The sequence below is a fragment of the Algivirga pacifica genome, assembly GCF_039543525.1.
Taxonomy (GTDB): Bacteria; Bacteroidota; Bacteroidia; order Cytophagales; family Flammeovirgaceae; genus Algivirga; species Algivirga pacifica.
The window spans coordinates 90133-100432 of record NZ_BAABJX010000011.1 but is presented as its reverse complement, the minus strand read 5'-3'; the positions used below and the strand labels follow the sequence as shown (position 1 = coordinate 100432).

The 10300-nt window shown below is 41.9% G+C and carries 8 protein-coding genes; 1 reads left to right on the top strand and 7 read right to left on the bottom strand.

What is annotated here, in order from left to right:
• Window positions 1–81: 81 nt before the first annotated feature.
• Window positions 82–672, bottom strand: coding sequence for an NAD(P)H-dependent oxidoreductase (locus tag ABD985_RS03160; protein WP_345369128.1), 591 nt, complete (start codon window positions 670–672; stop codon window positions 82–84).
• Between the two features lie 178 nt (window positions 673–850).
• Complete coding sequence (locus ABD985_RS03155) at window positions 851–1417, bottom strand: Crp/Fnr family transcriptional regulator (RefSeq protein WP_345369126.1); 567 nt, start codon at window positions 1415–1417, stop codon at window positions 851–853.
• A gap of 543 nt (window positions 1418–1960) precedes the next feature.
• Here ABD985_RS03155 and ABD985_RS03150 point away from each other — a divergent pair.
• A complete protein-coding gene (locus ABD985_RS03150; protein WP_345369125.1) occupies window positions 1961–3157 on the top strand; it encodes a hypothetical protein in 1197 nt (398 codons plus the stop codon).
• 137 nt (window positions 3158–3294) lie between these two features.
• Here ABD985_RS03150 and ABD985_RS03145 read toward each other — a convergent pair whose 3' ends face one another.
• From ABD985_RS03145 to ABD985_RS03125, 5 genes are all read right to left on the bottom strand, one after another.
• Entirely contained in the window at window positions 3295–6411 is a 3117-nt protein-coding gene (locus tag ABD985_RS03145) for an efflux RND transporter permease subunit (RefSeq protein ID WP_345369123.1), read from the bottom strand.
• Window positions 6412–6425: 14 nt separating this feature from the next.
• Window positions 6426–7931: an efflux RND transporter periplasmic adaptor subunit gene (locus ABD985_RS03140; RefSeq protein ID WP_345369121.1), complete on the bottom strand. Its 1506-nt coding sequence runs from the start codon at window positions 7929–7931 to the stop codon at window positions 6426–6428.
• A 19-nt stretch (window positions 7932–7950) separates the two neighbouring features.
• Window positions 7951–8247, bottom strand: coding sequence for a hypothetical protein (locus tag ABD985_RS03135; protein WP_345369120.1), 297 nt, complete (start codon window positions 8245–8247; stop codon window positions 7951–7953).
• Between the two features lie 226 nt (window positions 8248–8473).
• On the bottom strand, window positions 8474–9658 hold the full coding sequence (locus ABD985_RS03130) for a TolC family protein (RefSeq protein ID WP_345369119.1): 1185 nt from the start codon (window positions 9656–9658) through the stop codon (window positions 8474–8476).
• A 158-nt stretch (window positions 9659–9816) separates the two neighbouring features.
• Entirely contained in the window at window positions 9817–10275 is a 459-nt protein-coding gene (locus tag ABD985_RS03125) for a hypothetical protein (RefSeq protein WP_345369117.1), read from the bottom strand.
• Window positions 10276–10300: the final 25 nt, after the last annotated feature.

Here is a 10300-nt window from a genome sequence, read left to right as displayed (position 1 = left end):
TCCGTACGCAGGGTGGTGTGAGAGGACAGGTAGGGAACTAATCCCTACCTTCCTACTCGATTACTGCTTTATAACTTCCCGTTATTCTTCATAATACTCATCGTTCTCCACATTCATTTGCTCGTTCAAATAGGCAATAGGATTAGAACGTTTTCTGTCATCAATCATATCCACCCAATTATTACCATATTTACGTATGGTTTCCTCTTCAGCGGCATCGGCTCCATACATCCATACAGGAATTAAGTAATTCATTTGAGTCAGGTTAGCGGTTAATACAAAAGGCTGAAGTAACTCATGAATTGTACTAAACTTATCGAACCCAGAGTAGTACTTTTCTTGGCCACCTACTGAAAGGATGATTTGCAAGTCTTTGCCTTTTAATTTGTCGCCTTTGCTTCCGTAAGCAAAATTGTAAGTCAGCACATCATCTAACCATTGTTTTAACAGTGGGGTCACAGAGTACCAGTACAAAGGAAATTGAATAACAATTCTGTCGTGTTCCAGTAAAAGCTCTTGTTCCCTGGCCACATCAATCTTAAAGTCAGGGTACTCCTGATACATATCCCTGGAGGTAGTGATTTTATTGCTTTCCTCTAATTGCTCTTTCCAAATTTTGTTAACTCTCGATGTTTGTAAATTGGGGTGAAATACTAAATGTAAAATTTTCATAGTTTGTTTGTGTTAAATGTTTTGTTGAAAGAATTTATTGGGAGTACAGTTTCTTGGAAAAGGTACCCCTCATGCTAGTTATTTTTGATCTGATTTATTTATTCCAAAGTGTTCAAGTGCTTTTTGGATTATGATGCAAAGGTAGGGCAGAAAGTAGTACAGGAGTTAGGACATATGTCTAAAAATCAATGTCTTTTCTAATGCGGCTAAGGTGTCTCTGGGTGATTCCTAAATAGGAAGCTAGGTAATGAAGAGGAATGTGGTGTAAATACTCAGGGTAGTTTTTCAATAAATCTTGATAACGTATTTCTGCAGACTCTCTTTGTAACATAAAGACACGCTTTTCCATATTAATGTATTCTTGTTCTGCTATATGTTTGAAAAATGCCACCCAATTTGGATAAGTAGCTTCTAATTGATTGATGTGTTCTTTTGAAACCACCAACAGTTCCATATCAGTAAGTGCTTGAATATTTTCACTCGTTGGTAATTGTGTAATCCATGAGGAGTATGCTGTAATGAGTCGGTCCTGAAATGTAAAACAATACGTGACCTCTTCTTCTTCTGAGGAATGGTAAAACGAACGAAAAATGCCAGATTGTATATAGGCTATTTGCTTACTGATATCACCCTCATTAATGAGAAATTCCCCTTTTTTTATACTTAAGGGAGTCACGAACTCCATAAAGGCATCCATATCTTCTTCGGTAAGAATTTGAAATGATTGAAGGTGTTTTCGTAACATGATTTTTAACTAAGGTGAATAGGTTATAAGAGAGACTGTATTATTTGACTTGCTTTAAAACATAGAGGGTGCATTAAGTTAAATGTTTTTACCAAGCAAAAAAAACACTTCAGAAAGCTGTCCCAAAAGCGTTTCGCTGCATCTTGTCAAAGTTTAATTTTTCACTGCTTTCAGTTTACATGGCTAGTGGATTGATTACTAATTATAACTGAGTGCTACTTTCAAACAGTTTAAGGATTATTATCCAGAAACTCCTATACCTTTATCCTTCTTCCTTCCTCCTTTATCCATTTGGAAGTAGTCCTTTTATTTCTATCAGAAAACTTAGTGTTTATACCACTAGTGTATGATAAGGTCTCCTGTGGAGGCTTTTTTTAATAAATCATATTGAGAAATGAGCTGTTTCTAAAAGAGTCTGACTGTTAAGTATATCTGTAATCCTATAACTCATGGAGTATTATTAATAATCCAAAAAAAAATAGTACTTTAAACTTCACACTACTACCAAACCTATATTCTTTATTTAAACTTCACACACATAAAATGAAAACCACAACAACCCTATTAAACTTAATACTAGGCTTCACCTTACTCTACATTACTACTTCCTGTGAAAAAGAAGAACCTTTACCTTCCGCTGATTATGAGCAGGTTGTCCCTGGTTTTGAAGGGTCTGCCCGAATAGCGGCAAGTCTCGACTACGGACTATACTGGTTCAATACCAACAACCAATCTGTCTCCGGTTTTGATGCTGCTGCCGGACAACCTCGATCCGTCTCTTCGACGTATTACGACCCTAGCAAACCTACGATCATCTACTTCCATGGCTGGCAGCCTGTTTTTGGCTTAGAGCGTGAAAACTTCAGGCTTACTAACGGCTTGCTTGGAGTAGATATCAATACGGTAGAAAGATGGAAGCAGCAAGGATGGAACGTTGGGATCTTTTACTGGGATCAATTTGCCAATGAGCTGGAAGTAAAGGATGCGGAAGCTAAAATTTGGAGTGCTACAGGTCCGAAAGGTATGCGCTACTGGAAAAGTGACGGTAGCTATGCCACTGACCCGAGCATCAATGTATCGGTCAGTGAGCTGGCCTATGAGCAGCTGTCTCGCACCATTGGGCAAAACAGTAGTGGCAACCTTCGTTTTGCGGGGCACTCCCTCGGTAACCAGCTTGCTACAAACGTAGCTCGCCTTTTCGGTTGGCATGCTGCCAACGGAGAGGTTAGCATTGTACCAAACCGTGTTGAACTACTGGACCCTTTCTGGAGCCAGGACGGCAAAGGTTATCTTGGTGACTACAATCAAGACGGCAAGAATGACTGGACCGGCGAACGGTGTCGCTGGTATGTGCAGGAGCTGCAACAGGAATACAATATTGCTTTCACCTGGTATCGTTCGTCCGGTATTGCGGATCTAGGTATCGGGGACAAAAACAGACCATTGGAAGAACTTGTCGCACTGATCAGCCTTCGATTCTGGTATTTGAACGGGCTGGATATCCCCAACAAGCATAATTACGTGCGACATCATTATTTCTGGTCCCTATCGTTTGAGGAACCTACCGAATGCACCATCCGATGGACCAGAAGGTACCCGACAGGCAATGTAGCGGCTTCTGCCGCTACGTCAGATGAACGCATCAGGCAGATGATGGGCAACCAATACCACTGGGATCAGGTAGAGGGACGTTACACCGTTTCGCCTGATGACGATTGGTTTGAACGAAAATCCTACTGATTACACGACTAATTAATACAAATGCGGTTCGGTAGTGATGTGAAAAAATGAGTCATCCCATATTAACATTTAAGGGATGACTCATCTTTCGATTTTACTGAAAGCTTGCCTGAATCACTATTCCAAACACGCTATAATTAATCATTTGATGATCTATAAAGAGATTCTAATGGTCTCTCGACCTCTATCTTTAACGAATAGATACAAGGGATAACAATCAAGTTCAGCAAGGTCGCAGACAGTAACCCTCCCAAAATCACGACTGCCATAGGACTTTGAATCTCATTGCCGGGTTCTCCTCCCTTGATGGCAAGAGGGACCAGGGCTAACCCTGTCGTGAATGCTGTCATTAGAATAGGGTTTAACCTGTCCATAGCACCAGTGATCAATAATTCCATTCCGGTAATGCCTTCCCTTCTTAGGTCTTCATAACGGGAAACTAGCAGGATACCATTCCGGGTCGCAATACCAAACAAGCTGATAAAGCCAATCGTTGCGGCTACACTAATGATCCCTGTTGTAAAATAGACAATCAGGATACCTCCAATCAGTGCCAATGGCAAGTTGATCAAGACGATAAAGGATAGCTTCAATTCCTTGAACTCAAAATAGAGTAGCAAGAAGATCACCAGAATAGCTAGAATAGCAGTCGTAAGTAACAGCTGAGATGCCTTTTCTTCACTTTCAAACTGCCCTCCATACTCAATACGATACCCCTCTGGTAGAGTCATTTTTTGATTAATAACTTCTCGAACTTCATTCACGACTCCTATTAAGTCTCTGCCTTGTACGTTAGCCGATACGACAATCTTACGTTGTACACCTTCTCTACTAATCCGGTTAGGACTACTGACAGAATGTATTTGGGCCAATCGATGCAGAGGAAGTTGCCCGCCATTGGGCAAACTGATCAATGCAGACTGAATGGCAGTCATCGTATTTCTTGCTTTTGATTCAAAGCGAACGATCAGGTCAAAATAGCGTTGTCCTTCGTAGATTTCTCCTGCTTTCTCTCCGGCAAAGGCAATATCGACTTGCTCCATCAAGTCACGAACGGTCATCCCGTAAGCGGCTAGCATCTGTCTGTTAGGCGTGATACGCAACTGAGGGACTTCTATTTGTTGTTCCACAGCCACATCGGTAATTCCTTCAATAGACTTTATGTTATTTTCAATTCCTTTTCCCAGTTCAAAAAGACGTTGCAGGTCTTCTCCAAATATCTTGATAGCGATATTGGCTCTTGTTCCCGACAGCATATGGTCTATTCGATGGGCGATAGGCTGTCCCAAAGTAATATTGATCCCAGGTACGACACTTAATTTGGTACGAACCTCTTCAAAAAACACTTCCTTGGATTTTCCATTGAGATGGAATGGCACATCAATTTCTGCAGCATTCACCCCTTGAGCATGCTCGTCCAACTCTGCACGCCCTGTTCGTCGGGTAACCACATCCACTTCGGGCAATTCCAGTAGTAGCTCCTCAATCAGCTTTCCATTCTTATTACTTTCCTCTAGTGACATGCCCGGTACTCCTACCGCACTAATGACCAAAGAGCCTTCATTAAACTCCGGTAAAAAGCTTCTGCCCAGTTGGGTAACCAACAATAAGCTCAATAGAAATCCTCCTACCGTTACTCCCAATACAGTTTTAGGGAACTGTAACATCTTTTGAAGGATGATGGTATACTGAGCCTGTAACCATCTTTCAACGCGGGTTCCTTCTGCCTGTTGGTGCAATACATCTTCTCCATCAAGAAGGTAAGAGCAAAGCACAGGGGTTACTGTTACTGCGACTAACAAGGAAGTCAGTACGGAAGTGATAAAGGCAATGCCCAAAGGTTGTAAAAGTCTACCCTCCATACCACTCAGGAAAAAGAGTGGAATAAAGGAAACGATAATAATCAAGGTAGCGATGATGATAGAGCTTCTGATCTCCATAGAAGCATCCCTAACGACTGTCAGGATCGGAAGTCTCTTTTCTTTAGGCAAGCGGATATTTTCCCTTAACCTTCGGAATACATTTTCCACATCAATGATGGCATCATCTACCAAAGCACCGATCGCAATCGCCATTCCTCCTAAGCTCATGGTATTAATGGTATAGCCCAATAGTTTTAGTACAATTATGGATACCAAAAGGGAAATTGGAATAGCCAGCAAGGAAATTACCGTAGTTCTCCAGTTCATCAGGAAAATGAAAAGAACAATGACCACGAAAAATGCTCCTTCCAGTAGAGTCTGTTGCAAGTTGTCTACGGAAGCTTCTATAAAGTTTGCCTGACGGAAAATATGATTTTCTATCATCACTCCTTCCGGTAGGGTTGCTTTCAAGTCTTCTACTGCCGCATCCAGTTGTTCCGTTAAGGCAAGGGTATTGACATCCGGCTGTTTGGAAATGGTGAGAATCACAGCAGGAGAAGCATTCATGGAGCCATCTCCGATTTTATCGGCAGCGCCTATCTTTACCTGAGCAACATCTTTAATCTTGATGCTTCCACCATTTACTTGCTTCAGTACAGCTTCTTCCAATTGGGTAACAGAATAAGCCCTACCATTGCCCTTAATGATATACTGATTACCATATTGTTTGATATACCCTCCAGAGGTATTCATATTGCTTTCCTGTACTTTCTCATACAGTTCTTCCAGGCTGACCCCATAGTATTTCAGCTTTTCTGGATTAGCCAATACCTGGTATTGCTTGTAATCTCCTCCAATCACAATCACATTGGCAATTCCCCCAATGGACTTGATTCTTGGGCGAATAGTCCAGTCGGCAAGGGTGCGTAACTCCATAGGAGAAAGGCTTTCCGAATGTACACCCAATAGCATCACTTCTCCCATAATAGACGAAATGGGTGCCATGGTAGGCATTCCTACCTCTGACGGCAGATTCTCCCGAACCACAGGAATGCGCTCACTGATAATTTGCCTGGCTCTATAAATGTCTGTTCCCCACTCAAACTCTACCCATACGATTGAGATACCAGCAGCAGAAGAAGAACGGATCCTCCGGATATCTGGAGCCCCGTTCATGGCGGTCTCCAACTGGTATGTCACGAGCTTCTCTACTTCCTCAGACTCCATGCCGTGGGCTTCTGTCAGAATCGTTACGGTGGGAGCGGTTAAATCCGGAAATACATCCACATTCATATTCCGGGCAATGTACAGTCCTGAAAGACTTAAGACCAAAGCGCCCAGCAATACCATTAAACGGTTCTGTAATGAAATCGATAATATCTTATTCAGCATAACATTCCCTTGGTTTAATGTGCGTGACCATGCGCCGGAGCCTGACCTGACATGGATGCCATCTTCACCTGATAAGCTCCTGTCGTCACGACTCTCTCGTTTGGTTCTAATCCCTTTACAATTTCTACTTCTTCTCCATTTTGCTTTCCAATTACGACATAGCGTCGCTCGAAGCTTTCTCCTCCCGTTTGTACCATCACGGAATATTGTCCATAATCCTCCAGCAATGCGGAAGCAGGTACTACAGTAGTTTTTTCAGGGGTCCCTACAGCTATTTGTACTTCCGTAAAACTGCCTTCCGGCATAGCGATTCCTTCCTCCACCTCAGCAAAAACAGATAGCAAAGGTTGCTGGCTGTCGACTTCCTTACTTACTGAAATGATTTTCCCGCCTTTTTCTTTCAGACTTGACCAGCTCCCAGGGTTTGGTTGATACCATAGGTCTTGGATTTGTTGTAGATCAATATTATATGATGGATTTACACGAATTTCCAGCAAACTGTTTTCATGACTGCTTACCGCTAATAAATCAGCACCTTGCGCTGTGAATCGTCCATTTTCAGTACTGACCGATTTAATAAAGCCATCAAAAGGAGCACGCACTTGTTTTCCTCCTGTGGTATAGCCGTTGCTGAGGGTTTCATAGTTCTCTTTGGCCACCTGATATTCCTGTGCTGCCTTTTCAAAGTCAGTAGCTGAAACCACTTTTGATTCTCTTAAAATTTTCTTTCGGTCATAAACTGACTTTGCCAATTCATATGCAGCTTTGGCCTTTCGGACTTCGGCGCCTAAGTTGTTCGTTGTAAGACTTTCACTGCTTACTGTCATGATTACCTCTCCCTTTCTGACGACGTTACCTTCTGTAAGCATTTTTTCGTTGAAATGGACTCTTCCTGAAGTTGGAGCCACTAATACCTGATAAGCAGCCGGGGCTTCTATCCAAAAACCTGAAGTAGGAATCGCCTTATAGATTTCCTTGTTTAGAACAGGAACCGTATGGAATGGCATTTTCCAGGCTTGCTCTTTTAAAAAGCTAATCGTATTGCTATTTTCTCCCTCAGCCGGTAATGCCTTTTGAGCTTCCTTTTCAGAAGCATAGACCACTATATTATTCAGTATAATACGCTCTGAATAAGTGGGTGTTTTTAGTGAAAATATCAATTGATAAGTACCCGCTTCCTGAGGGCGTAAAGAAGGGGTGAAGATCCCCGGAGAAGAGGGAGCGTCTACTGTTTGGCGTATTCCTTTTTTTCCTTTGATTAGGCTTACCGTTACATTTCCTTCCCGTACAGGCTGATGTCCCTCTAGCTGTGTAAAATGTGCCGCAAATCGACTCACATTTCCTACTACCAGTGCCGGGAATTCTACAAATAACTCTACTTGCTCTGTCCATAAGGTATGAGCTGTGGAGGGGGCACCACCGTGTTGGTGCCCATGTTCTCCTGCTTCATCGTGCTCATGCTGAGACGCTGGCTGGCAAGCCACCATCATGAATGCTATCAAAACAATTAAATATCGCATCTTGAATTTTTTTATTTAATTAATGATTGTGGCCGTGATCGTGGTCATGACCATGGTCGTGATCATTGCTTTCTTCTTTTTCATGCTGATCTGCAGTATCTTTTACCATTGTAGAATCTCCTTCTACAGTAAAGCTTTCTTGCTCGTGATGTCCTTCTGCATCATGGTCATGTCCCTCATGCTCTCCATTTGCACCATGCTCATGCCCATGCGCTTCAGTAGTATGCTCATGTCCGTGTCCTTCTTCTGATTTTTTGCCTGAACATGAAACGGCAAATAAGAATGTCAATCCGATAAGAATAGATGTGATTTTCATTTTAATTCTGTTTTAATGTTTGAATAATTAAACCGTGCGATAAAAATATATTTGATATTCATGTTGGTTTCTTTTGTCTGTTGAATCCATTACATGGCATCTTGAATTTCAATGTGCTGCATTGAGTTGAATCGAGTTGAATGGTTGATTGAATTGGAACTCAATAAACAGTTCAACTCGATTCAACGATTCAACAAGCGGCGTAAGCCGCCTCAACAATTCAACACTATAAGGTAAATCGTAACAGCTCATTTTGTACCTGATAAAGTTGATGTTCCATTTCAAGCATTTTGTCAACGGCTTTTCGATGGAACTGCAATTCCATATAATATTCCAGAAAAGAGATCTCTCCCAATTCATACGCCTGAAGCAATAAGGCCTCATTATCAAGTCCTGAAAGCGTTTCCTCATATTGCATCAACATCTTGTATAGAGACTGATAATTATGGTACTGCTTCTCAAAGTCAGTGTACATTTCCATTTTTCGAGCATCAGAAAAATGTTCCTGAAAGGTTAGGTTAGACTTCGCTGCTTTCACCTTATTGCGACTACTCCAAAGGGGAATACTAATTCCGGCATAGATGCCAGCGTAATGGGCTCCATCAATACCTTGACGGTTAAACCCGGCAGTAAGGTCTGGTAATGCCTGTCCTTTGGAAAGCTTTAGTTGCTGTTCTGCTATAAACTGCTGCTGTTCCAGCTGTTTTAAAGCGGGATCGTTTTCCTGCACCTTCTGCCATAAAGAATCCTTACGCTCCAACAATTTGGGAGAAACATACTCCTGTAAATCAAGCGTAACGGTTTTGCCTCCATTCATGGACTGTAACTGTCTCTGTAGATTCTGTTGGGTGTTCTCCAGCTTTTCCAACTGAAACTGCTCCTGAAGCCAGGTCACCTTTGCCTTGTTGTGGTCCAGAATTCCTATTTCTCCCTTAGTATAAAGGCTCTCAGCCTGTTGCAATACCCGTTGGGCTTGCTTCATGCGCTCTTGCTCTATACCAATTTGTTTATTGAGGTAAATGAGCTCCAGACAATGACGTTTAGCTTGCAGTAAAAGTGCCTGTCTCTTGCTTTGATACTCCAGTTCCAGCTGCATAGCCTGCTGATTGATCATTTTTTTTCTGGTCGAATAGACCGTTGGAAACTCAAGAGACTGACTAAGCTGAAATTCCGTGTAATTTCCGGTTTCATGCTCTCCCCAGGGAAGGTAAAAACCAATAAACTGTGGATCCGGGAGATTATTCGTGGACTGCAACTCCTTTTTCTTACTGTCCCTATGGGAGCGCATCGCCCGTAAGGTTTCGTTATTTCCTTCGATCTCCCGCAAAACCTCTGTAAGTACTGAGGATTGGGCATACCCCAACATAGGCAGCAGACATCCGTAGAGGATGAGTACTGTAATTCTTCTCATTAGAAAGGATTATTAAACTTGAATGAATAGGTGATATTTTATTGAAGGACATAAAAAAGCAGCAATCCTATTGATCGCATTTCTGCTAAAACAGGAATCATTTATGCTCCAATACAATAAAAAAGAGGCGTATACACTGAAAATAATCACTGTATACCTTAGATAAAGGCAGGAGGTCCCCGTAAGGGTGCTGTATCAGAAAAAGGAGGTTGATAAAAATATTGAGTGGCAATACTATCAACTCTTACAGCAGCTTTTTGAAAAAAATTGTTGTTCCACAGCTCCCTTAAGTCTAATGTGATTACATATTCTTCACTAGAAGACTCTTTTTCTTCTGCGAGAGAAGAGGTATAATGATGAGCATGGGATAGGTGCGAATAATTCTCTACCAAAAGGGCAAAAAAGTCCAGCAACTCCTTTTTGGATTGATGTTGCTTCTTGTGATGCCCAGTAGAATGATGATGATGATGGGCAGATGTGGTCGAAGAATGAGAATGCCCATGGGATACCACCTCCTCATGCTCATGATGCGTATGAGGCAGGGCATGCTGAAGTATCATCAAACTGAAGACACCCAACAATACATATATCCTTATTTCATTCAATCGGTTTCTCATAAATCAGCAAAAAAATCTTTTGATA